Below are 22391 nucleotides of genomic sequence, written 5' to 3'. Positions count from 1 at the left end.
AAACGCACCCTCTCCTCAAAGGCCTCGCAAACCGGGCGGTCCCGCCGTCTCAAAAGCGCGGAAAAACCGCACTCAAAACAAACCAGAAAACCCCTACTCGGCCGCCTGCGCCATCCCGGCCATCTGGTCCGACGCCGCCTTGATCGCCTTGACGATGTTGTGATAGCCCGTGCACCGGCAGATGTTGCCCTCAAGCTCGTCACGGATCGTCGCCTCGTCCAGATTGCCCGCACCGTGACGGTTGATCATGTCAACCGCGCTCATGATCATCCCAGGCGTGCAAAAACCGCACTGAAGACCATGATGCTCCCGGAACGCCGCCTGAACAGGATGAAGCGAATCCGCAGAACCGATCCCCTCAAGCGTCACAACCTCAGAACCCTCAGCCTGCGCAGCAAGCAACGTGCACGACTTAACCGCCTTCCCGTCAACATGAACAACACACGCACCGCATTGCGACGTGTCACAACCAACATGCGTCCCAGTCAGACCACGAACATCCCGAATAAAAGAAACAAGCAACGTCCGGTCCTCAACATCAGCAGACACAGACTTACCGTTCAAAACCATCGATACCTTCGACATAAATTCCTCTCCCAGTAGAAGGTTCCAGGGCCCCGATCGTAGGCCCGAAACTCGAATATCCGGCTCAGGGCCGGTATGTGTTCAATCCGCGCGCACCTTCAGAACGCGGCGGCCAGGATGATGACCACGGCGCCCAGACCGACGAGACCCCAGATCAGCGGGCCGCCGAAGACCCGCTCGTTGGCTGCGGCCTGAGGTTCCACGGGCCTGGCGGGCTGCATTTCCACCGCAGCCGCGGACGGCATGGAGACTTCTTCAGGAGCGCTGTCTTCCGCAGATGCCGCGGGTTCCTCCGCCGGGGCCGCGCCGGACGCGGGCGCTTCCTGATCCGCCACCGTGTCGGAAAACTTGGTGAAGAAGTCCTCGGCCATCTTTTTCGCCGTCGAATCGATCAGGCGGCTGCCGAGCTGCGCCAGCTTGCCGCCGACCTGGGCCTTGGCTTCGTAGGTGAGAAGCGTTCCTCCGTCCGCGTCTTCAAGCCTGACGTCGGCTGCCCCCTTGGCAAACCCGGCAACGCCGCCCTTGCCCTCGCCCACGATCGTGTAGCTCTCCGGCGGATTGATGTTCTCCAGCGTCACCGCGCCCTTGAACTTCGCCTTGACCGGTCCGATCTTCGTCGTCACCGCCGCGTTCATTTCCGTGTCGGATGTCTTTTCCAGGCTCTCGCAGCCCGGTATGCAGGCCTTCAGCACATCGGGATCATTGAGGGCTTCCCACACCTTCTCCCTGCCGGCTGGTATCAACCTGGTGCCGGAAATATCCATAGTGTCCTCCCACCTGAATATATTCAAATTGTTTGCATGGTAGAAAAGAACAGTGGCGGGCGGCTGTACACTGTACTTTAGACCGGGGTGAGATCAGCTTTACAAGCTTCTCCTTCAAGAGCTACAAATTGGCCTTTGCGGCGGACATCGCGACCCAAAGAAGATGCCGGCGCCGGGAGGAGACATTGAACCCGAGATCAGGGACGCGGCACGCGTGCGGTGTGGAGGTCGTGACGACCAACCAGCCGCACGACCACTCATTCTGGGTTGATATCGGCGCGGCTGCGCGGTCGGAGCAGTTCGGCCTCTGCCTGCTGTTTTTCTCGCAGGACACGTTTCCGCCGGATCTGATCACATCGAAAATGCGCGAATTCGCGGATGGCCTTGCTTATGCCGCCTGTTCGACCGCGGGAGAAATCGGCGTTCCCGACGGCGACACGGGGCAGTGTCTTGCCGTGCTGTTTCCGAAAAACCGGTTCCTGACGGTGCCGCTGCGGATCGAGGGGATCACCTCCATCGGCTTCGACCGGATCGTGACGCAGGTCAAGGAAGCCCGGCAGACCTTCGAAACCGCGATAACACAACTTCACAACGGCGCGCAGGACGGCGACATTTTCGCCATCTGCCTGATAGACGGCATGTCGGTCGTGGAGGAAATGGTCACGGCCGCCCTTCACTGGGCGCTCGAGGATATTCCGCTCCTGGGCGGCTCGGCCGGCGACAGCATGCGGTTCACGCGCACGTCGCTCATCCTCAACGGTGCGGCCGGCGACGATTGCGCGATCGTGATCTTTTTCAAGAGCGCGGTGCCGTTCAAGATCTTCAAGACGGACAATTTCGTTCCGACGGACCGCAAGCTCGTGGTCACCCGGTCCGATCCGGAACGGCGCATCATCTACGAGTTCAACGCGAGCGAGGCGGCAACCGAGTATGCCCGCGCCGTCGGCATCGACCCCGGCGCCCTGTCGCCGATGAGTTTCGCGTCCCATCCGCTTGTTGTCCGTGTCGGCGGCGAATATTACTGCCGCTCGGTTCAGAAGGTGAACCCCGACGGGTCCCTGTCCTTCTTCTGCGCCATCGACGACGGCATCGTTCTCACCGTGGCGGAGCCCACCGGCATGACGCGCTCGACCAACACCGCGTTCGAGAATGTCGTTCAGGAGATCGGCAGCGTCGATTTCGTTCTCGGCTTTGACTGTGTCCTAAGGCGGATCGATGCGCAGAACCGACAGGCAACGCAGCGAATTCAGAAGATCTATCAGAAATACAACGTCGTCGGCTTCAACACCTATGGCGAACAATACCTGTCCATGCATCTCAACCAGACCTTTACCGGCATCGCCTTTGCCAGACAGGAATCGAGCGCGGGAGTGCAGTCATGAGCCTGTCCGACATAGATGATGTCATCCGCCTGCAGAAGATCAACGCAGCCCTGGTCGACCGGGTCGAACAGGCCATGGACCAGCAGCGGAACGCGTTTTCGCTGTTCCAGACCGCGATCTCGCTGGAAGGACAGGTCAGGCGCCGCACGGACGAACTCACCACCGCCCTCCACCGTCTTGAGGAAACGAATATCGAGCTTGCCCGCCAGAAAGACATTTCAGAGCGCGCCAACCGCTCGAAAACGCAGTTCCTGGCCGCTGCAAGCCACGACATCCTGCAGCCGCTCAATGCAGCGCAGCTGACGATCTCGTCCCTTTACGATCTGCAGGCATCCGACCAGGCGCGGTCCATGGTCAACCAGGTCGAACGCTCGCTCGACACGATGAACGAGCTGCTGCGCACACTGCTCGACATTTCCAAGCTCGACGCCGGGGTCACCATGCCGCGGTTCGCGTCCGTGCCGATCCCGCCGATCCTGTCCAGTCTTCTTTCCGACCTGCGCCCGATCGCCGAGAAGAAAGGCTTGCGCCTCCGCGTGGCCGTGACCAACGACTGCGTCTACACGGACCGGCTCATGCTCCGGCGCGCGCTGCAGAACCTGATCACCAACGCGATACGCTATACCGACCGGGGCGGTGTCCTGATCGGAACGCGCCGGCAGGGCGACGATATCGCGATCGAAGTGATCGATACCGGACCCGGCATTCACGAGGATCAGCAGGAAAAGATCTTCGAGGAGTTTCACCGGGGTCCGCTGCCGCACGGCGATGCCGAACACGGGACAGGTCTCGGGCTCGGACTCGCCATCGTCCGGCGGCTGATGACGGCGCTCAATCACGAGGTCAGCGTCCGTTCGACACCCGGCAAGGGAAGCGTGTTCCGCATCCGCGCCAAGCGCACCGACGCACCGCCTTCCATTATCCACGCGACGCCGGTGGCGCCGGTCTCGGCGCATTCCAACGCCAATCTCACCGGAAAGAAAATCCTGGTCATCGAGAATGATCCCGCGGTGCTGGAAGCGATGGCGGGCCTTCTGTCGAACTGGGGATGCCTTTACAGGATTGCCCGCTCGACGTCGCAATCGATCGCGGCGCTTGACGGCGGCGACTGGCTGCCCGACCTGATCATTGCCGACCATCACCTGGATTTCGGCGACCTGGGAACGGACACGCTCGAGCGGCTGTTCGATATCCTCCCGGCGCGTGTCCCGGCGATACTGGCAACGGCCGATGCCTCGCAGGCCCTCAGCGAGCGCGCAAAGCAACTGGGCGTCGAGCATCTGCCAAAGCCCGTGAAGCCTGCGCAGTTGCGCGCGCTGGCAACGCATCTGATCAATTCGAACAAGTAGGGTGTTCCCGGATGTCCCGTGTCAGGGCATCCGCGTTCAGCTGTGATGCCTTGGAAGCGTTTGCGCCTCTCCGGCAATCATCGCGTCGAAGGAACCGGTGGACCCCAGTGCCTCGAGTTTCTTGACCTCGATCACCGCCTGCGTCCGGCTGGCGACGCACAGTTTCCTGAGGATTTCCGACACATGCGCCTTCACGGTCGTCTCGCCGACCTGCAGCTCATAGGCGATCTGCTTGTTCAGCAAGCCGTTGCAGATCATGTGCAGGACACGGATCTGCTGGGGCGTCAGGCTGGACAGCCGTTCGATCATCTTCCTGGTCTGATCGTCGAGCGGCTCGTCCTGCGGATCCGTGTAGGTTTCCGGAAGATAGGTCGCGCCGTTCATGACCTGCTGGATCGCCTCTGCCAGCGTCGTCTTCTTGGAAGACTTGGGAATGAAACCGGCGGCCCCGTAGGCCATGACCTGCGCAATGATCGGCGGTTCCTCGGCGCCGGACACCACCACGACAGGAAGACGCGGATAGTGCGTGCGCAAATGCAGCAGGCCATCCATACCCTTCACGCCGGGCATCGACAGATCCAGAAGGGCAAGATCAAATCCGGCATCATCATCCAGCAGTGCACAGGCGTCGTCCAGCGACGCCGCATCAAGCGTGTCGGAGTTCGGATAGGCAAGCTCCACGGCACTGTGAAGCGCTTCCCGGAAAAGAGGATGATCGTCGATGATCAGGAACTTGGTTACGTCTTCAGCCTCGATGGACATTTCCGTGTGCCTCCCGGTTACGGACGATTGATGCGCCGATGACCCGCGGCTCTGCCGTCCGGCGCGACCAACGGATCGCTTCCGGCGGTCAGCCCGCCGGAAGTGTTGGTAGCGTCATTCGCCAGATCTTCTTCGCTCACATCGGCCTGCGCACCTGTCATCGCGAGCGAACCGACCGCCGCCATTGCGAGAAACTTCCTCATCCTGTCTCCTCACAGGTTCAGTTCGCGCAGGGCGGCGTACCCGGATCACGGATCAAAAAAACGTTGCCGCCGCCTCTCTGATTTTCAGTCTAGTGGAAGTGTCATTGCTGGAGAATTGCACCATAGTTCACCTCAGAAATGGTAGAATTCAGAGGCATTCTGAAAGTGCCCTGAAGCAACGTCCGGGGATTAAAGGCGGTCGGCCCTCTTTGAAATTCCGGACTTCGCGAGCATCAAGTTCCGCTAACGGCGTTTTGAATTGGTTCCCGTGCCGGTGCGCTCTACCGTGCCTGCCGTGCTCCCTGTCGACCCTGGAGGGTTCCGATGAAATCACCAGTGCTGTTCGCCCTGCTTTTTCTCTGCGCCGGCGCTTCCGCCACCCCGGCCGCGACCGCCGGCACAATGCCGTGCGGCCTCGAAGAAGCCTGCAACGTCGGGGAACGTGTCTACCGCGCCAAACCACCGGAAAGCTGGGATGGAAAAGAGCCACTTCCGGTTCTTATCCACTTTCACGGGTGGAAACGCGATTCCAAACATCCGTTGAAAAATCCGAAGGTCCTCAATGCGATCAATGGCAACGGGGCCTTGCTGGTCGCGCCGGAAGGACTGCACCGGACCTGGGACTTCTGGGAACGGGACAATCGGGATGTGCCCTTTGTCCGCGCCGTTCTGGAAGACGTTGCCAAACGCTACCCGATCGACGGCAACCGGATCTATGCGACCGGGTTTTCCTACGGCTCCGCGATGGCCTGGCGTGTCGCATGCGATGCCGGCGACCTGATTGCGGGCATCCTCCCGGCGGCAGGTACACTTTACAGACAGGGCGCGATTACCTGTCCGGCCGGGCCGGTGAATGTCATGCATGTGCACGGCTTCAAGGACAATGTCATGAAAATGCCGCTCGGCCAGGACGGCGACCCGAATGTTGCAGTCGACCTATGGCGCCGTACCAATCTGTGCTCTGCGGAGCCCGACAAAAGCGAGACCGTCAACGGGCATGACTGCCGGACATGGTCAAGCTGTCAGAGCGGCAAGGAGGTGATGCTGTGCGTGCATGACCGCGGCCACATCGTGCCGAAGGGTTGGATCGGCAACGCTCTGGACCTTGCGCTTCAACGCTACAGGTTAAATCCCGACATCCATGGTTCGAAATCTCCGGAGCCGGACAGCAGCGCTGCACTCGCGAACTAGCCCGCGGCGTCCAGCAAATCCACAAGCTGCGCGTCAGAGAGATCTTCCAGCTGAAGGATTGCTTCGTATGGATCTCCGGCCAGACCGAGAATTCTCGCGAATGCAGGTTCCGTCTTCATGCCGCCCTGCTTCAGGCAGCTGATCTGCTGGCGCAACCGTGGCTGCAGAGCCAACAGCCTTTCTTCAACGCGAAAATGGCGAACGCCCCATTGTTTCTCCGTCTCGATTTCCTGACAGAAAATCTCGATTTCCCATCCACAGGCAAAAAAGGATGCGACGGTCGCCAGGTCAGGCAGATGATCTGCAGTTCGGATCGAAAAGGCTTGCATCTCTCCGAAGGCCCTGCGTACGGCGCGGTCGAACCTGCCGAAGTCAGATGCGAAACACGCGATGTCGATGTCGCTCCTGGCCGTCGCGATGCCGAGAGGCGGTGTTCCGATGACAATCGGATCGAATTCCGCAAGAACCTGCGGAAGGTCAAGCTGGTCTATGATGTCAACGTAAGATGGCCTCATCTGCATTGTGCCCTGCTCAAGGAACGCGGCTCTAAGGCTGTCCGGCCGAGCGGTCGATAAACTCCCTGCCGAGATCCAGGTTCTGCTCGATACCATCCCCGCGCATCAAGTCGCGGCCATAAACGTAAATCGTTCTCATGTCCGGGTCTCCATGTTTCCAAACCATGCCCAAGACACTCAAGCCTTGCGCCGAACGATCCCGCGTGCCGGATCATACCCCAAGATGCTCAGCCCGAGAAACACGGCGAAGGCGAGCAGAACCCAGACGAGCGCCATGCCGTTGAACTGGCCGTAAAGCGCAAAACGGATCAGTTCGACACCATGGGAGAACGGGTTGATGGCGCAGATGTCCCTCAGCAACGGCGAGGCCTCCGCCATTTTCCAGAGCGGATAGAGTGCCGTCGACAGGAAGAACATCGGGAAGATGACGAAGTTCATCACCCCGGCAAAGTTCTCAAGCTGGTTGATGGTGCTGGACAGCAGGAGCCCGAGCGCCCCCAGCATCAGTCCGTTCAGGATCAGCGCGGGCAGGATCGCGACGTATCCGGCAAACGAAAAATCGATCCCCGTCAGCGCCGCGATCGCCAGGAAGGTATAGACCTGAAAGATCGATATGGTGGTGCTGGCGAAGAGCTTGCAGAAGAGCAGCCACCAGCGCGGGATCGGACTGGTCAAAAGAAGCCGCATCGAACCCATCTCGCGGTCGTAGACGAGGCTGAGCGAGGATTGCATTCCGGAGAAGAGTTGGATCATGCCGCACAGGCCGGGAACGATATAGACCTCGTAGGTTATGTAAGTCTGATACGGCGGCTGGATCGACAGACCGAGGGCGGCCCGGAAGCCGGCGGCGAACACGATCAGCCAGACCAGCGGCCGGACGATCGCCGCCAGAAAGCGGCCACGCTGAGACACGAACCGCGAGGCTTCCCGATGCACGATGGCGACAAGGCAGATCAGGGCCGCTTTCATTCGCTGCCTCCCGTCATCTCCAGGAAGCGGGACTGAAGGGACTTGCCTGCGGCAATTTCGGCAGCCTGGCCATCTGCAAGAACAATGCCCTTGTGCAACACGACAAGGCGGTCATGATCCCGGACTTCGTCGACCAGATGGGTCGCCCAGAGGACCGTCAGGCCCTGCGCCGCCGTCAGGTCATGAACGTGACCGGTGATCGCCATCCGGGTCGCCGCGTCGAGACCGACCGTCGGCTCATCCAGCAGCAGTACCTGCGGTTCATGGATCAGCGCCCGGGCGATTTCCATGCGCCGCCGGTGTCCGCCGTTGAGCGCCCGAACCTTCTCGTGCCTGCGCTCCCGCATGTTGACCCGTTCCAGCACCGCGTCAATGCGCCTGTCCGCAAGGGCTCCGGCGATCCCGTGGAGCGCGGCGAAGTATTTCAGGTTGCGCCGGACCGTGAGATCCAGATCGAGGGTCGGCTGCTGGAAGACCACACCGATTTTCGCCAGGGCCTTTCCCGGCTCCCGCGCAAGGGAATGCCCATCCACGCTGACATCGCCTGCATCAGGGACGAAGAGACGCGTCAGGATGGAAAACAGCGTGCTCTTCCCGGCGCCGTTCGGGCCGAGAAGCGCGCAAAATGATCCCTTCTCCAGAGAGAAGCCGGCATTTTGCAGCGCCATTTTCTTTCCGTAGGAATGCGTGATGCCCTGAACGCTCAGGCGCGCTGTCACTTGATGGTTATCTCCAGTTTCTGCAGGTCGCTGCCGGGAACGCCAAAATGGTAGGTTCCGCGCTTGATTGCAAGAAAACTGATTTCAACCGTTCCGGCTCTGCGCACGCGGCCGTCAAGGGTATTGCCGAAGCCATGCCTCCAGCCATGAACGTCAGGCAACGGCGCTGTGTCGCCATCAATGCTGCCTTCCGCGCCTTGACGAGCCACCTCAAACCATTTCGGCCTCGTTTTTGGGTCCATCACCAAGTGACCATCGGCCTGCAGCTTCAAACGACAGCCGCCACGACCGCGAGGCAATCTCCGGACTTGATGAGCCCGGGGAAATGCCGGGCCATCAGGATGCCGGATCGTCTCGCCCGGTAGTCCGCCGGAGCAACGCCCGTTCTGGTGACCGGCCAGACCCTCGCGACCACGTCTCCCTTCGAGACGGTTTCACCGAGATCGACCAGCCACTCGATCATGCCGTCGCTTTCACTGAAGACGAAGCAGTTCCCGTCGGGCATATCCAGCGCAATGCTCTCTTCAAGCTGCACGTCCCCCGGCAGGATACCGGCATGTTTCAGAAGATTGCGAACGCCCCTTTTCGCGATCGCGGCCGAACGGGCCGTTGCCGTGCCGCCACCGCCGAGTTCGGTCGTCACGAAGATCTTGCCCTTTTCCTCGACCGCCGTGTCGTACATGCCGGTGCTGTCGATCTCGAGCATGATTGCCGTATAGGGCGCGTTGAAGGCACGGGCTGCCGCGACACATGCAGCCTGCTGGTCCTTGTCGTCCAGAACATGCGCGGACGCAAACGGCAGGAAATCCAGCGTCTTGCCACCTGAATGGAAATCGAGAACGATATCGGCCATCGGGATCAGGACGCTGTCGAAATAATGCGCGATCTTTTCCGTCACCGTGCCGTCGGGCCGCCCGGGAAAAGACCGGTTCAGATTGCCCTTGTCGATCGGAGAGGTTCGCTTTCCAGCCTGGAAAGCCGGATAATTGAACGCGGGCACGATGATGACCCGCCCCTGAACATCATTTTGGGTCAGCGATTGCGCAAGATCCATCAGCGCGATCGGCCCTTCATACTCATCGCCGTGATTGCCGCCGGTGAGCAGCGCGGTCGGCCCGTCGCCGTTGCGGATCACGGTCACCGGTATCATGACCGAACCCCAGGCGGAATCATCCCGGCTGTAGGGCAGACGGAGATAGCCGTGATGGACACCGTCCTTGTCAAACGGGATTGTCGGAACGATCGGATTGTGCACCATGATCAGTCCTTCACGAACAGTTTGCGCGGGACGTTTGCGAGACACTCCGGCGCGCCGTCGCGAATGACGATGCTTTCGGTGATCTCGAACCCCCAGTCCTCCATCCAGAGCCCGGTCATGAAGTGGAACGTCATGTTCTCCTCAAGGACCGATGTGTCACCGCTCCGCAGCGACATGGTGCGCTCGCCCCAATCGGGCGGATAGGACAGGCCGATAGGATATCCGGTCCGATTGTCCTTGGTAATGCCGTATCTCTTGAGAACCGCGAAGAAGGCGTGCGCGATGTCCTCGCAACGATTGCCTGCCCTCGCCGCGTCCAGCCCTGCCTCCATGCCTTCCAGAACGGCCTTCTCCGCATCAAGGAAGGTTTGCGTCGGCTTGCCGAGGAAGAGGGTCCTGGAGAGCGGACAATGATAACGGTGGTAGGCGCCCGCAACCTCGAAAAACGTCCCCTCACCGGATTTCATGGGCTTGTCGTCCCAGGTGAGATGGGGGGCCGCAGCGTCGCTGCCTGACGGGAGCAGGGGCACGATCGCCGGATAGTCGCCACCCGCGTCCAGATCAGGGTCGTAGCGCAATCCGGCGTCATAGATGTCCGCGACGAGGTCGCATTTGCGCAGGCCCGGTTCCGCCTTGTCGAGAATGCGGGCGTGGATCTTTTCTGCCAGCTTTCCGGCCGTCCGCATGTAGGCAAGTTCCTGACCGGATTTGACGGCCCGCTGCCAGTTCACCAGGGCGGTCACATCCTGAAAGGCCGCGTTTGGCAAACCTTTCTGCAGCGCGGCAAAGCTGGCGGCGCTGAACCAGTAATTGTCCATCTCGACGCCGATGCGCAATGACCCCGCGCCGCGCTCGCCGATGCGCGCTGCCAGATAGTCCATCGGATGGCGTTCGGTCGACTGCACATAGTGATCGGGATAGCCGATAATGTCATCGGGATGCATGAAACAGGTTCGAAACGCGCCTTGCGCGTCCTGCCCGCGCCCGAACCAGACCGGGTCACCGTCCAGTCCGAGCAGCACGGCCTGATGCACGTAGAATGACCACCCGTCATACCCGGTCAGCCAGGCCATGTTGGACGGGTCGGAGACGATGATGAATTCAACACCGGCGGCCTCCATCGCTTTGCGCGTTTTGGCAATCCTGCTCTGGTACTCTTGCCTGCTGAAATGAAGCGTGGGTTCGATCATGTCGCGTTTCCAAAATGCGTTAAGCGTTGAACAGTGTACCGGCTCCGGCCACTTCTGCCCGTTCCCTTGCGAATGTCGCGATGGCCGTATCCTGAATGCCGGTCCCGGTCAGATCGCAGATGGTGATCTGCTGCGCATCGGTGCGGCCTTTCGCCTTTCCGGCGACGATGTCGCCGAGTTCATCGAACTGGCGGCCGGCCGGGACAATTCCGGCTGAGATCGCATGATGCAGTTCACCGAGCAATTCGGTCTGCGACTGGCTGTCAGGGACATAGAGGTCGGCAGCGGCGAGACAGGCCGGCTCCAGTTCCAGCTTGTGCTCCTGGTCCGAGCCCATCGCCGTGACATGATGCCCGGCGCGCAGCCAATCAGCCCGGATCAACGGCTCGGCGCTCGGCGTCGTCGTGATGACGACATCTGCTTCCCGGACCGACATTTCCAGGTCCGACGCGGCACTGACGCCGATGCCGAGCGCGGCAGCCATCTCCTCCGCAGCTGCCTGCGCTTTCGTGATGTCCCTTGCCCAGAAAACGGCTTTCTCGATGGGACGCACGAGGCACAGGGCCTGAAGCTGAAGTCTTGCCTGCGCACCCGCACCGACGATGCAGGCCGTCCGGGCGGTTTCGGGAGCCAGGTGCCTTGCGGCCACGGCGCCGGCAGCCGCGGTGCGGACATCCGTCAGGTACCCGTTGTCCAGAAGCAGCGCCTCGACGAAGCCGGTGCGCGCGGAGAACAGCACCATCAGGCCCGATGCGCTCGGCAGTCCCTGTTTCGGATTGTCGAAGAACCCGGATGCCATCTTGATCGCATAGCTGTCGATGCCCGGCACGAAGGCGGTCTTCACGTCCACTTCACCGTGATACGGGGGGATCAGCATGGACATGATCGGCGGCATCTCGACTCCGCCGGCAGCCAGAAGTGAAAACGCGCGCTCGACGCAGTCGACGGCCTCGATATCCAGCCTGACACTGTCACGCAGGTCTGCCTCGTTGAGTATCTTTATCTCGGGCAATCCTCAGCCCTCCCCTTCGTGCATCACATCCACGGTTTCCCCGCAGATGATGCGCCTATGCATGTTCATGTCGATGTTGCAGCCGGTCAGCAATGCGACGACCGGACCTGACAGCCGCACCTTTCCCGCCACGATCGCGGCCAGGCAGACGGCCCCTGAGCCTTCGACCACCTGCCGTTCCTCAAAATAGGCATGCCGGATACCGTCGGCGATTTCCACCTCACTCAGAAGCACGACCTGATCGACGAGGTCGCGGGTGATGCGGAACGTGTACCGGTTGTCGAGACCGATGCCGCCGCCGAGCGAATCGGCAAGCGTCGGCAGCTCCGGCACCTGAACCGGATGGCCTGCGTCCAGCGAAGCGGCCATCGCCGCGCCGCGCTCCATGGACACACCGATAACTTTTACGTCCGGTTTCTCGGCCTTGACGGCCGCGGCAACGCCCGAGATCAGCCCGCCGCCCGACAAGGGCACGAGTACCGTCTCGACCTGCGGAACGTCTTCCAGGACTTCGAGCCCGACCGTTCCCTGTCCCGCGATGATATCCGCATGGTCGAACGGGGGAAGGAGCGTTAGCCCCTCTTCCGCAACCAGGCGGTCCACCTCGACCTGGGCTTCGTCCTGGGAGACGCCGACGATACGAACGTCCGCTCCGAGCGCACTGATCGCGTCGACCTTGTTCTGCGGCACGAGACGGGACATGCAGATGACGCACCTGATGCCCGCCTGTCTGGCCGCGTAAGCGAGCCCGCGGCCGTGGTTGCCGGTCGACACGCCGACGACACCCTTGCTGCGGGAGACCTCATCAAGTGACAGGACCGCGTTGGTGGCGCCGCGCAGCTTGAAACTGCCGGTCGTTTGCAGATGCTCGAGCTTCAGGTGGACCGGGGCTCCGCACATCTGCGTAAGAGATGGAGACGGAACTGCGGGCGTGCGCAGGACCGTGCCTGCAATGCGATGTCTTGCCTCATCGAATGCGTCCGCGGCGAGCGGGAAGGAATGCTGGTTCATGCGGCTACTCAGGCTTTCTCGCGGGTAAGATCAAAGTCATAGAGTTTTCCGAAACCGGTTGGTCGATGATCGGAAAGATCACCGAGGCGGGTCAAGAGCCAGCTTGACGCCTGATTTGAGGTGACAACGGGTTTTCCGATGCGACGTTCGATATCCTTGATGACAGTGAGCGCCGGCAGGGCCGTGCAGGACACAAACAAGGCATCGGCATCCGCCCGGTCGGCCGCAATCGCCGCATTCAGGATCGTATCGTGACTGATACGCGCCATGTCCCGGTCGTCTTCAATGCCAAGACAATCGAAATTGACGATCTCGAGCCCGTTGTTGCAGAAAAATTCCGCCATTGGCCGGCTCGTCGCGATGGTATAAGGCGTCAAGACCGCGAGCCTTCTCGCGCGCAGCGCCTTGAAGGCTTCGATTGCGGCAGCAGTCGGCGTGACGACAGGAACGCCCGGCAATTTTGATTGAACGGCCTCGCGTACCACATCGTCGCCAATGACGACCGTTGCCGCGGTGCAGCTGTAACACACCGCCTTCAAGGTGGTGATCGGTGCCAGCAGTCCTGCAGCCTCGACCAGCCCGGGCGCCATCTGTTTCAGGTTTTCCGGCGTCGTCGGGTTTTCGAAGGCCAGCCGTGTCACGTGGATCGACACGTCGCGACCCTGCATCTGCAGGTAAAGATCACGTTCGCTGGTCATGTCCGTTGCCAGCGCGATCAGACCAAATCTCGTTGTTGACTGCGGACTGAACCGGGCCTCTTCCGGCGACACTGATAGCGCTACTCTTGCCATGCCTATTCCCTGATGAGACGGTGCCGGACCTCTCCGATCCGGCCTGATTGCAAATGTCAAACGACCAGTACCGGGCAATCCGCGAGACTGGTTATCTTGTGTGAAACGCTGCCGAGCAGAAAACCCTCGACATCTCCAAGACCCCGGCTGCCGACAACGATCACATCGGCATCGTGCTCCTCCGCGAATTTCACGATCGTGCGCGCCGGCTGGCCACCCTTGACGAAAGCTCTTGTATCGTCCGCTCCAGCAGCTTGTGCGAAGCTCTTGGCCTTCTCGGCGATCTCCTTGGCGTGCTCGCGCATCGATTCGTCGGGCAAGGACGGGTCTTCCGGTCTTATCATCGACATCGACCCCTCCAGCAAGGAGTGATGGCGGTACACCGTCAACGTCATCAGATCAGCCCCGCAACAGGCCCGAAGTCCGATGGCCGTTGCAAGCGCGTCCTGCGCACCTTGTGATCCGTCGAAAGCAACCAGAATTCTCCTGAACATGGCCGCCCCCTATCTGAAAGCAAGGTCGCGCAGGAACAGCGCGATCTGTGGAAAGAATATCAGCGCGACGGAGACGCACAGCAGGATGACCGTGAATGGGAAGATCCCCCGGATAACATCGATATACGGACGCTTGAATATCGCGATCGCAGTGAAGATATCGCATCCGAATGGCGGTGTGGCAGACCCGATCGCTACCTGAAGCGTTATGATCGTGCCGACAAGAACGGGGTCCAGTCCGACCGATTTTACAACAGGTGCAAAAATCGGAACCAGGATGAGAATCACGACGATCGGATCAACGAACATGCAACCAATGAAAAACGCGATGGAGATAACGGCGAGCACACCATGAGGCCCCATCTCGGTGATGCCTATCCCGGCAAGAATGGATTGCGGAACCTGGGCAAAGGAAATCACCCAGGAAAAGGCCGACCCGGCACCGACGAGTATGAAAACAACCGCGGTGATGAGGCCCGTGGACTTTGCAATGGTGTACATTTCGGGCCACTTGAGAGACCGGAACACGACAAACTCCAGAAAAACCGCATAGAGCACGCAGACAGCGGCCGCCTCGGTCGGACTGAAAACGCCCCCGTAGATGCCACCCACGATGATGACCGGGAATCCCAGCGGCCAGACGGCTTTGCGCACCGAGTCGAGACGCTCCTTCCAGCTTGCCTTCGGTTCGGTCGGAACGCCTTTTATCGTCGCATAGATCATGCTGTAGGCGGAAAAAAGCACGAGCAGCAGCAAGCCGGGCCCGACGCCCGCGATGAAGAGTTCGGCGATCGACGTGCTCGAAATCACGCCGTAAATGATCATGCCGATAGATGGCGGGATCAGAAAGGCGATGTCCGATGCGTTGATGATCAGCGCGAGAACAAAGGAATCCTTGTAGCCCGCCTTGAGCATGCGAGGGCGCAGGGGTGAGCCGACCGCGACCACTGTCGCCTGGGTGGAGCCGGAAACTGCGCCGAACAGAGTACAGGCGGTTGCGGTGCTGACGGCTAACCCGCCTTTCACGTGGCCGATGAATTTCATGACCATGTCAATGAGGCGGCCCGCCGACTGGCCGCGGGTCATGATATCGGCGGCGAGGATGAACATTGGCACGGCAATCAGCGACGCAGGACGGATGCCGGCCATCATCTGCTGCACCATGAATTCCGTCTTGCTGACATCGCCGAACAGCATCATGAAACCCGTGAACGTCGCGGCGAGCAGGGGAATCATCATCGGAAAGCCGATCAGCAAGAGCACGATCATGATCAGAAAAATTGTGAGTGCCATCGGTCTTGCCCCTAGACTTCGAATTCGTCGTCTTCGTACCCCTCGAGCACCTGCGTCGAGAGGTAAATGTCCTTGGCGAAGACGTTCTTGAGGGCCGTCAGAGCGAATTGCACACCGGTCATGAAAAAGCCGACCGGAACCCACAGGAAAATCCAGTAAACCGGGATCGCCAACGCCGGCAAAACCCGGCCCGAGGCGGCAACGCTCATGATGTAGCGGACGGCAAAGTAGCACAGCGCAAACATGGCCAGGGACGTGACGACGGCGATCAGAATCATCGTAAGCTTGCGCAGGGGAACCGGCAGCATGTCAAAGATTGCCGACATCCTGATGTGGCGGCCCTGCCGCGCGGCGTAGCTGATCCCGGCGAAGGTGATCAGGATGATGAGGATACGGTTCAGTTCCTCGGAAAAAAACAGGCTGTGCTGGAAAACGAAACGGCCGACGACATTCGTCACGGTGTTCGCTGCCATCAGGAGCACGCCGAAGGCAAGCATGAAGGATTCCAGCCGGCTGATCACGGTGTCGAGCGTCCCGAGGACACCCGTCAGCTGCGCCTGATCCGTGTTGGAAGGTTCAACGTTCCTCACGCCTGTCTCCAGCCTGTTTCCGGTTTGCGGGAGACCTGCTCATGAGGCCTCCCGCGAAGAACATCGGTTGTGTTTCGGATCCGATCAGTCGCGCGTTGCCTCCAGATCGGCCTTCATCTGGTTCAGGATGGACTTGCCGCTCTCGCCGGTCATTTCGATGAACTTCGCCTCGACTTCGGCGGCTGCCGCCTTGAAACAGGCCCGTTCGTCCTCGGACAGAACGGTGATTGTCATCTCCGGCTTGGCCGCCTTTATCTTTTCGAGTTCACTGTCCGCCAGGCTTTTCTGGTAGCCGACGATATAGTCGAACGCGGACGCCGCCGCATCCTGTATAACCTTCTGATCTTCTGCACTCAGGCCGTCATAGAATTGCTTGTTCGCCATCAGGGCCGTGGTGAAATTGTTGTGGCCGGCATAGGTAATATGATCGGTCACTTCGTAGATCTTCGTCGAGTAGAGGAAGAATGTCGGGTTTTCCTGACCCTGGATGATGTTGGTCTGCAGGCCACCGTAGACCTCACCCCATGGCAACGGCGTCGGCGTTGCGCCGAAGGCCTTGTAGGATTCCACCAGAAGGGGGTTGGTCATCACGCGGAACTTGACTTCATCAAGGTCCGCGCAGCTCCCGACCGGGGATTTCGTCGTCATTGCGACTTCGCCTTCCGGATACATGGAGAGAAGCTCCAGGCCCTGATTGGCATAGAGACCGACAAAATCCTCGTTGATCGCTTTCGAATTCTTGAAGAAACGGCCCAGGTGGTCCTGATCGGTCGGCAACAGGTAGGGGACGAAGAAAACCTGCGCTTCGGGAATCAGCGCACCCGTAAACCCGGGTGACTGGTTCACGAACTGAAGGAGACCCGCCTGGGTCTGCTCCATGATGTCCGCGGATTCGCCCAGAGAGCCGTAGGGAAAGAGCGTAATCGTGTGATCGGAGTTCGCTTCGACGGCTTCCTTGAACTTGGTCGCGTAGACACCCTGAACGTCCGTAATCGCCTCCTCGAAGGCATATTTCCAGTCCGCGGCTTGCGCAAGTGACATACCGGCAAGCACCATCACCGTACCGGAAAGGAGAGTTTTGAATCTGTTTCGCATGGTTTGACCTGTTTTCGCTGTTCCCCGGCCTGCCAGCGCTCTCCGGACGCACGGGAACGGTCCGCTGCAAGGGCAGTCAAGCCACATGCCGCCGGCACCGGTCCGCACGAGAAGACGTGGCGACCGTCAAAAAAATAATTCCGGGTTGTTGTTATTGTCTCAACTTGAAATGAGGACAATTAAGAGTCAATCAAAACATTAAATCATGACAATTTATCGGGCGAATGCGCGTCAGAAAGCCAGAAGGGCAGGTTCGGGGGGACTCCTGTGAAGGCGGGCTATCAGCTCCAGGCCCCGCTCCAGCGCAGCTTCGGCCATCCCGCCGAGGCAGATACGGACATTGTGGGACGCCGCAGGATCGGAAACGGCAAAAGCCGAACCGGGTGCAACGGCCACTCCCTTCTGACGGGCGTTGGCAACGAATGCTTCCTCCGTCCAGGCTCCCGGGAGCGGCAGCCAGACATGCATCCCGTTGGGGCTTGAGCCGAAGGGAATGCCGTCCAGCGCCGCCGCGGCGATCTTGTTTCGCCGCGCCAGAGCCGACATTTGCCAGGAAAGCAGTTCGTCCGCCGTTCCGTTTTCGATGAACATCGACGCAATTTCGGCCATGATGGGGGTTGCCACCCAATCGGTCACGAGGTGACGATTGGCGGCCGCGGAGGTCAGCAGGTCGGGAACGACAAGATAACCGTGCCTCAATCCGGGCAGCAGGCACTTTGTGAAGCTGGTGAAATAGAAGGTCCGCTCCGGCGCGAACGACGCGATCGGTGGTGGCCTGTCCGGCTGCAGCGGACCCCAGGCGTCGTTTTCGATGATGGTGAAGTCGTATTTCCGGGCAAGCGCGGCCAGCGCGCGCCGCCGTTCCATTCCCATCATCAGGGCGAGCGGATTCAGCCCGCTCGGCATGGTGTAGAGAGTCTTCACCGGCTTGCTTCTGCAGATCTTTTCAAGCTCATCGGGCATGATTCCCTCGGCATCCAGAGGCACTCCCTCAAGACGCAGGTCCAGGTATCTGGCCAACGGAATGAGCGTGTGGTGGCACATGGCCTCGGTCAGGACGAGATCGCCCGCGTTCGCTGCCGTCATGAGCGCCGTCGTCATTGCCGACGTCGCACCATTCGTCATGATGATGGAATCCGGCGCGCAAGCCAGCCCGCACCGCTCCAGCCAGACAAGTGCCGATTTTTTGAAAGGCTGCAGCGCAGTGGATGGCTTGAAAGAAAAGATGGACGTGTCGGCAATCGAATTTGCCAGTTCCGCCAAGGCTCCACTCATTCTGTCCCGGTGGATCTGCGCCGTAACCGGCTTGAGGATCGACAGGTCGATGAACTGCCCGTCCTGCCCCGCCGGAACAAATGGCCAGTTCGACTTCGCAGGCCCCGAGCTGACAAACGTGCCGCGGCCCACCTGCCCCTCGATCAGCCCCCGGCGGATCAACTCGTCATAGGCCCGGCTGATCGTCTGGACGCTAAGGTCGAGCTGATAGGCAAGTTCCCGATGTGTCGGCAGGCGGTCCCCGACACGCAGATCGCCCTTGTCGATCGCGTCGCTGATCAGGTCGGCGAGAGAGCGGTACGCCGGCCGTGGAATTGTCTTCGGAAAGGCTTTCCAGATTGTCATGATATCATAGTGGAGATTTTCATAACAATTGACAAGCCAATTCATCCTCTTCATGGTCACGTCATGATTGGGCTGAAACTCGATGATCGCGATCTGAAGATCCTATCCATCCTCTCCCGGGAAGGCAGGCTGCCAAAGGCGGATCTCGCCAAACGGGTCAACCTGTCGCCGACCCCGCTGTGGGAGCGGCTGAAGCGTCTCGAAAAGGCTGGCGTCATCCGTGGGTACAGCGCCGACATTTCGCTGAAAAATGTCACCTCTCATATCGAGGTCTTCGTGACGATCGAACTCGAAAACCACCGCGCGGAGAGTTTTCAGACATTCGAGCGCACGATCAAGCAACATGACGAGATTGTCGCCTGCTGGGCGATCGGCGGTGGTTTCGATTATGTCCTTCAGGTCGTTACGAAGGACATAGACAGTTATCAGCGGCTGGTCGACACGCTTCTGGACGGGAAGATCCGGCTTGCCCGGTACTACACCTATGTCGTGACCAAACCGGTCAAACTTCGCGGAGCCCCGCCGCTGCGGCGGCTTCTTGGCGTTCCTTCCGGGGACGAACCTGCTGATATGGACGCGAAATAAAAGACGATCGTCTTCGCGCCGGGGCCACGTTGGTCGTTTCGTCTCCGGTGTTTTCCGCATGATCGGGCAAACGAAACCGGAGGCCGGATCCATGGAATTGCCCGTTCACCAAACCTTTCGACAACCTCCTTTGCAGGACAAGCGACTGTTCCGTTCCTTTGCCTATGTCGACGGCAAGTGGATCGCCAGTCGCGCGGGCAAGACACGTCCCGTCTACGACCCGGCGACCGGCGACCAGATCGGCGAAGTGGCCCATCTGGACGCGGGCGAGAGCCAGGCCGCGCTGGAGGCTGCAAGCAGACGTTTCACCGAATGGTCGTCGCGGCTGCCGCAGGAAAGAGCGGAACTGCTTCGCCGCTGGTTCGAGCTGATTTCCAGCCATCGCGAAGACCTTGCGCAGATCATGACGCTGGAACAAGGCAAGCCGATTTCGGAAGCGCGCGGAGAAATCGACTACGGCGCGTCATTTGTCGAATTTTACGCCGAAGAGGCCAAGCGCCCAAACATCGAAGGCGTCACATCGCATCTGCCGGACGCAGAGGTGGAAGTGTGGCTGGAACCGGTCGGCGTCGCCGCCTTGATCACACCCTGGAATTTTCCGTGCGCAATGGTGACACGAAAAGCAGCTGCGGCGCTTGCCGCGGGGTGCACAGTACTGGTGCACCCGTCAGGCGAGACACCGTTCTCCTGCCTCGCGCTCGCCGAGCTTGCGGAGCGCGCCGGATTGCCGGCAGGTGTCCTCAATGTCGTTACCGGCGATCCGGCCACCGTCGTCGGACCCTGGATGGACGACACGCGTGTCAGAGCCGTCTCCTTTACCGGCAGCACTGACATCGGCAAACATCTCTACCGGCAGAGCGCGGACACCATCAAACGCATTGTGCTCGAACTCGGCGGGCACGCGCCGTTTCTCGTTTTCGCGGATTGCGACCTGGATCTGGCGGTCGATGAAGCGATCAAGGCGAAATTCGCGACCTCCGGCCAGGACTGTCTGGGTGCGAACCGTTTCCTGGTGGAGCGTCCCGTCTACGCGGCATTCTGCGAGCGTTTCGCTGCGCGCGTACGCGCGCTGACCATCGGGCCGGGCACCGAAGATCCGGATATCGGCCCGTTGATGAACCTGAAAGCCGTCGAGAAGCAGAATGACCATGTGACCGACGCGGTCGCGTGCGGTGCTCGGCTCCTGTGCGGCGGGAAAAACCACGTTGCCGGTCCCCTCTTTTTCGAACCGACGGTTCTCTGCGATGTGCCGGCTTCGGCCAAGATCATGCACGAGGAAACATTCGGTCCGGTGGCGGCAATCGCACCCTTCGATGACGAAGAAGACGCCTTGCAGTGGGCGAACGGTACCGAATACGGGCTGGTTGCCTACGTGCACACAAATGACCCCCGCCGAATCTATCGGGCCAGCCGGCGCCTGCAGTTCGGCATGGTTGCGGTCAACAGAACAAAGGTTACCGGCGCGCCCATTCCCTTTGGCGGCATGAAACAGTCAGGCGTGGGGCGTGAAGGTGCCCGACTGGGCATGGCGGAATTCATGGATGTCAAATACGTCTGCCGTGACTGGGCGTGATCAAACAAAAAGGACAGAAAATGCTTCGCAACGACCAGCTCGATCAGTGGGATCGCGAATACTTCTTTCATCCCTCGACCCATCTCGCCCAGCATGAACGCGGCGACGCCCCGAGCCGCATCGTGGAGACGGGATCAGGCGTCTATATCGAGGACCGGGACGGCAACCGGCTTCTCGATGCGTTCGCAGGGCTTTACTGCGTGAACGTGGGGTACGGACGGCAGGAAATCGCCGAGGCAATCGCGCAACAGGCCCGCAAACTGGCGTATTATCACGCCTATGTCGGCCATGGCACCGAGGCGTCGATCACGCTTTCAAAGATGATCCTGGACCGGGCACCCGGCAACATGAGCAAGGTCTATTTCGGGCTTGGCGGCTCTGATGCCAATGAGACCAATATCAAACTGGTCTGGTACTACAACAACATCCTCGGTCGTCCGGAAAAGAAGAAGATCATCTCCCGGTGGCGCGGGTATCACGGATCAGGCCTGATGACCGGATCTCTGACCGGTCTGGACCTGTTTCACAGGAAATTCGACCTGCCGTTCGACAATGTTCTCCACACGCAGGCACCGTATTTCTTCAGGCGGCCGGATGTCTCGATGAGCGAAGAGGGCTTCGTCGCGCATTGTGTTGCCGAGCTCGAAGCCCTGATCGAGCGGGAGGGACCGGAGACGATTGCCGCCTTTATCGGCGAGCCGGCAATGGGAACGGGCGGCCTCGTTCCGCCCCCGGCGGGCTACTGGGATGCAATCCAGCCTGTTCTCAGGAAACACGATATTCTCCTGATCGCGGACGAGGTGGTTACTGGCTTCGGGCGTCTCGGCTCCATGTTCGGTTCCGCTCACTACGGTATCGAAGCCGACATCATTACCATCGCCAAGGGCCTGACATCCGCTTACGCCCCCCTTTCCGGCTCGATCATTTCGAACAAGGTCTGGGACGTGCTTGCACGGGGAACGGACGAAACCGGGCCGATCGGACACGGGTGGACCTACTCCGCGCATCCCATAGGTGCGGCAGCCGCGATCGCCAATCTAGAACTGGTCGACAGCCTCGGCCTCGTTGTAAATGCAGGAGACACCGGTTCCTACCTGAAACAGGTTTTGACGGACGCAATCGGAGATCATCCGAATCTCGGTGAGATACGCGGCGAGGGACTTCTTATTGCGGCCGAATTTGTCGAAGACAGGGAGAAACGCCGCTTCTTCGATGCGTCGCGCAAGATCGGGCCGGCGCTTGCAGCCGAACTGCTCAAGAACGGGGTCATCGCACGGGCCATGCCGCAGGGTGACATTCTCGGCTTCGCGCCGCCGCTCTGCCTGACACGCAGGGAAGCCGACACGATTGCGGCGGCCTTGCGGGAGACCGTGCGGACGGTCCTGGGTTAGAGCCCTTTTGACGGCCAAGCGGGCAACCATGGTGTTGCCCGTTTTCGAT

The 22391-nt window shown here is 60.3% G+C and carries 24 protein-coding genes; 6 read left to right on the top strand and 18 right to left on the bottom strand.

All coding sequences use genetic code 11. The annotated features are described in order from the left end of the window. Positions 1–93: 93 nt before the first annotated feature. A complete protein-coding gene (locus ACO07N_RS09480) occupies positions 94–585 on the bottom strand; it encodes a (2Fe-2S)-binding protein (RefSeq protein WP_421980779.1) in 492 nt (163 codons plus the stop codon). Positions 586–683: 98 nt separating this feature from the next. Next, positions 684–1349: an SRPBCC family protein gene (locus tag ACO07N_RS09475; protein WP_421980778.1), complete on the bottom strand. Its 666-nt coding sequence runs from the start codon at positions 1347–1349 to the stop codon at positions 684–686. A gap of 185 nt (positions 1350–1534) precedes the next feature. On the opposite strand from ACO07N_RS09475, the gene ACO07N_RS09470 reads away from it, so the two are divergent. Together ACO07N_RS09470 and ACO07N_RS09465 are read left to right on the top strand one after the other, a co-directional pair. Continuing rightward, entirely contained in the window at positions 1535–2731 is a 1197-nt protein-coding gene (locus ACO07N_RS09470) for an FIST N-terminal domain-containing protein (RefSeq protein ID WP_421980777.1), read from the top strand. After that, positions 2728–4080 carry a hybrid sensor histidine kinase/response regulator gene (locus tag ACO07N_RS09465; RefSeq protein ID WP_421980776.1) on the top strand — a complete coding sequence of 451 codons (1353 nt, stop codon included), beginning with the start codon at positions 2728–2730 and terminating at the stop codon, positions 4078–4080. Before ACO07N_RS09470 ends, ACO07N_RS09465 begins: the two co-directional genes overlap by 4 nt. Before the next feature lie 36 nt (positions 4081–4116). Here the strand turns inward: ACO07N_RS09465 and ACO07N_RS09460 are convergent, their stop codons facing one another. Then, complete coding sequence (locus ACO07N_RS09460; RefSeq protein ID WP_421980775.1) at positions 4117–4842, bottom strand: response regulator; 726 nt, start codon at positions 4840–4842, stop codon at positions 4117–4119. A 17-nt stretch (positions 4843–4859) separates the two neighbouring features. Further along, the gene (locus tag ACO07N_RS09455) at positions 4860–5045 is read right to left on the bottom strand and encodes a hypothetical protein (protein WP_421980774.1); all 186 of its coding nucleotides are present in this window, start codon (positions 5043–5045) and stop codon (positions 4860–4862) included. A 324-nt stretch (positions 5046–5369) separates the two neighbouring features. On the opposite strand from ACO07N_RS09455, the gene ACO07N_RS09450 reads away from it, so the two are divergent. Further along, the gene (locus ACO07N_RS09450; RefSeq protein WP_421980773.1) at positions 5370–6236 is read left to right on the top strand and encodes an alpha/beta hydrolase family esterase; all 867 of its coding nucleotides are present in this window, start codon (positions 5370–5372) and stop codon (positions 6234–6236) included. Here ACO07N_RS09450 and ACO07N_RS09445 read toward each other — a convergent pair. The 14 genes from ACO07N_RS09445 to ACO07N_RS09380 form a co-directional block, all read right to left on the bottom strand. Continuing rightward, a complete protein-coding gene (locus tag ACO07N_RS09445) occupies positions 6233–6751 on the bottom strand; it encodes a DUF4269 domain-containing protein (protein WP_421980772.1) in 519 nt (172 codons plus the stop codon). The genes ACO07N_RS09450 and ACO07N_RS09445 overlap by 4 nt on opposite strands. Positions 6752–6928: 177 nt before the next feature. Beyond that, positions 6929–7720, bottom strand: a complete 792-nt coding sequence (locus tag ACO07N_RS09440) for an ABC transporter permease (protein WP_421980771.1) — start codon at positions 7718–7720, stop codon at positions 6929–6931. Further along, on the bottom strand, positions 7717–8388 hold the full coding sequence (locus ACO07N_RS09435; RefSeq protein ID WP_421984405.1) for an ABC transporter ATP-binding protein: 672 nt from the start codon (positions 8386–8388) through the stop codon (positions 7717–7719). The genes ACO07N_RS09440 and ACO07N_RS09435 overlap by 4 nt, the downstream gene beginning before the upstream one ends. Positions 8389–8435: 47 nt before the next feature. Continuing rightward, on the bottom strand, positions 8436–8711 hold the full coding sequence (locus tag ACO07N_RS09430; RefSeq protein WP_421980770.1) for a hypothetical protein: 276 nt from the start codon (positions 8709–8711) through the stop codon (positions 8436–8438). Then, entirely contained in the window at positions 8708–9697 is a 990-nt protein-coding gene (gene doeB, locus ACO07N_RS09425; RefSeq protein ID WP_421980769.1) for a N(2)-acetyl-L-2,4-diaminobutanoate deacetylase DoeB, read from the bottom strand. Before doeB ends, ACO07N_RS09430 begins: the two co-directional genes overlap by 4 nt. Before the next feature lie 2 nt (positions 9698–9699). Beyond that, positions 9700–10887, bottom strand: a complete 1188-nt coding sequence (gene doeA, locus ACO07N_RS09420; protein ID WP_421980768.1) for an ectoine hydrolase DoeA — start codon at positions 10885–10887, stop codon at positions 9700–9702. A gap of 19 nt (positions 10888–10906) precedes the next feature. Next, complete coding sequence (locus ACO07N_RS09415; RefSeq protein ID WP_421980767.1) at positions 10907–11899, bottom strand: cyclodeaminase; 993 nt, start codon at positions 11897–11899, stop codon at positions 10907–10909. A 3-nt stretch (positions 11900–11902) separates the two neighbouring features. After that, positions 11903–12910, bottom strand: coding sequence for a hydroxyectoine utilization dehydratase EutB (gene eutB, locus ACO07N_RS09410; RefSeq protein ID WP_421980766.1), 1008 nt, complete (start codon positions 12908–12910; stop codon positions 11903–11905). Between the two features lie 8 nt (positions 12911–12918). Beyond that, positions 12919–13608, bottom strand: a complete 690-nt coding sequence (locus ACO07N_RS09405) for an ectoine utilization protein EutA (protein WP_421980765.1) — start codon at positions 13606–13608, stop codon at positions 12919–12921. A 149-nt stretch (positions 13609–13757) separates the two neighbouring features. Then, a complete protein-coding gene (locus tag ACO07N_RS09400) occupies positions 13758–14195 on the bottom strand; it encodes a universal stress protein (protein WP_421980764.1) in 438 nt (145 codons plus the stop codon). Positions 14196–14204: 9 nt separating this feature from the next. Next, complete coding sequence (locus ACO07N_RS09395; protein WP_421980763.1) at positions 14205–15488, bottom strand: TRAP transporter large permease; 1284 nt, start codon at positions 15486–15488, stop codon at positions 14205–14207. Between the two features lie 11 nt (positions 15489–15499). After that, positions 15500–16078, bottom strand: coding sequence for a TRAP transporter small permease (locus tag ACO07N_RS09390; RefSeq protein WP_421980762.1), 579 nt, complete (start codon positions 16076–16078; stop codon positions 15500–15502). Positions 16079–16162: 84 nt separating this feature from the next. Beyond that, positions 16163–17119 carry a TRAP transporter substrate-binding protein DctP gene (gene dctP, locus ACO07N_RS09385; RefSeq protein WP_421980761.1) on the bottom strand — a complete coding sequence of 319 codons (957 nt, stop codon included), beginning with the start codon at positions 17117–17119 and terminating at the stop codon, positions 16163–16165. Positions 17120–17404: 285 nt separating this feature from the next. Beyond that, positions 17405–18793: a PLP-dependent aminotransferase family protein gene (locus ACO07N_RS09380; protein ID WP_421980760.1), complete on the bottom strand. Its 1389-nt coding sequence runs from the start codon at positions 18791–18793 to the stop codon at positions 17405–17407. A 63-nt stretch (positions 18794–18856) separates the two neighbouring features. Here ACO07N_RS09380 and ACO07N_RS09375 point away from each other — a divergent pair, with 63 nt between their 5' ends. From ACO07N_RS09375 to ACO07N_RS09365, 3 genes are all read left to right on the top strand, one after another. Beyond that, complete coding sequence (locus ACO07N_RS09375; protein WP_421980759.1) at positions 18857–19378, top strand: Lrp/AsnC family transcriptional regulator; 522 nt, start codon at positions 18857–18859, stop codon at positions 19376–19378. A gap of 91 nt (positions 19379–19469) precedes the next feature. Then, the gene (locus tag ACO07N_RS09370) at positions 19470–20951 is read left to right on the top strand and encodes an NAD-dependent succinate-semialdehyde dehydrogenase (protein WP_421980758.1); all 1482 of its coding nucleotides are present in this window, start codon (positions 19470–19472) and stop codon (positions 20949–20951) included. A 20-nt stretch (positions 20952–20971) separates the two neighbouring features. After that, positions 20972–22342 (top strand): aspartate aminotransferase family protein, encoded by a 1371-nt coding sequence (locus ACO07N_RS09365; protein ID WP_421980757.1) that lies wholly within the window; start codon positions 20972–20974, stop codon positions 22340–22342. Positions 22343–22391 lie beyond the last annotated feature (49 nt).

Source organism: Roseibium sp. (assembly GCF_965229775.1).
Taxonomy (GTDB): Bacteria; Pseudomonadota; Alphaproteobacteria; order Rhizobiales; family Stappiaceae; genus Roseibium.
This window is presented reverse-complemented; position numbering and strand designations above follow the sequence as displayed.